At 67.9% G+C, this 1,524-nt stretch carries 1 protein-coding gene; it reads left to right on the top strand.

Annotation, left to right across the window (positions count from 1 at the left end; genetic code table 11):
- Window positions 1–1,460, top strand: a 1,460-nt coding sequence (locus ABZ909_RS43620) for an FAD-binding protein (protein ID WP_357012389.1), incomplete at its 5' end; no start/stop codon positions are given.
- Window positions 1,461–1,524: the final 64 nt, after the last annotated feature.

Raw genomic sequence — 1,524 nt, 5'->3', positions numbered from 1 at the left:
GCCGCAGCTGCGAGCCCAAGCCGTTCAACCTCAAAGTCCTGGGCGAGGAGCGCTTCAAGCTGGAGCCGGCCTACAGCAAGGCGCCGCTGAACGTCGTCGTCATGCAGGCGGACTACAAGAAGCTCAACCTGATTCGCCGCCACCCGGTCGGCATCGCGCGCGTGCTGCGCGTCGGCACCCGCTGGGCGTGGGGCAAGGTCACCGGCAAGGCGCTGGTCGGCATGGGCCAGGCCATCATCGCCGGCCTGCGCAAGGGCCTGCTGGACGCGAATGTGCCGGTGCTGCTGAACACCCCGCTCACCGGACTGGTGATCGACAACGGCGTGGTCACCGGCGTCGACGCCGAGGAGAACGGGCAGGCCGTCCGGTTCAACGCCAAGTACGGCGTCATCCTGGCCAGCGGCGGTTTCGAGCACAACGCCGACATGCGGCACAAGTACCAGCGCGAGCCCATCACCACCGAGTGGACCACGGGCGCGGCCGCCAACACCGGCGACGGCATCCGGGCGGGCATCGCGGCGGGCGCGGACATCGACTTCATGGACGACGCCTGGTGGGGTCCGACCACCTTCCGCGGCGAAGGAAAGCCCTGGTTCTGCCTCGCGGAGCGAAATCTGCCCGGCAGCATCATGATCAATACGCAAGGTCAGCGATTCGGTAATGAGTCCGCTCCTTACGTCGAGGCTGTGCACACCATGTACGGCGGCGAATACGGGCAGGGTGAGGGTCCGGGCGAGAACGTGCCGTGCTGGCTGGTGTTCGATCAGCGCTACCGATCCCGCTACATCTTCGCCGGATTGCAGCCTGGCCAGCGGATTCCGTCCCGCTGGATGGAAAACGACCTGATCGTCGTCGCGCCCACAGTGGCCGAACTGGCCGAGAAGATCGGTGTCCCCGCCGACAAGCTGGCCGCCACCATCGAGCGCTTCAACGGCTTCGCCGCGACCGGCAAGGACCTCGACTACAACCGCGGCGACAGCGCCTACGACCGCTACTACGGCGACCAGACCATCAAGCCGAACCCGTGCCTGAACAAGCTGGAGATCGGCCCGTTCTACGCGGTGAAGATGGTCCCCGGCGACCTGGGCACCAAGGGCGGTCTGGTCACCGACAACGATGCCCGCGTACTGCGCGAGGACGGGACCGTCATCGAGGGCCTGTACGCCGCCGGCAACACCTCGTCCCCGGTCATGGGCCACACCTACGCCGGTCCCGGCGCGACCATCGGCCCCGCCATCACCTTCGGCTACCTGGCCTCCCTCGATATCGCCGCCAAGGCAGAAGGCGGCACCGCCGCCAAGACAAAAGGCGGCACCGCCGCCGCGACAAATGGCGGCACCGCCACCGCGACAAATGGCGGCACCGCCGCCGCGACAAATGGCGGCACCGCCACCGCGACAAATGGCGGCACCGCCGCCGCGACCGAGAACGGCGCGCCGGTGGCCGAGAAAGCATCCTGAACCGTCCCAACCCGGTTCAGGATCGGGTTGGGCGCGAGTCGGGTCACGTCGAGTCCGCGCCCAA

It is taken from the genome of Nocardia sp. NPDC046763 (genome assembly GCF_040645495.1).
GTDB lineage: Bacteria > Actinomycetota > Actinomycetes > Mycobacteriales > Mycobacteriaceae > Nocardia.
This window is presented reverse-complemented; position numbering and strand designations above follow the sequence as displayed.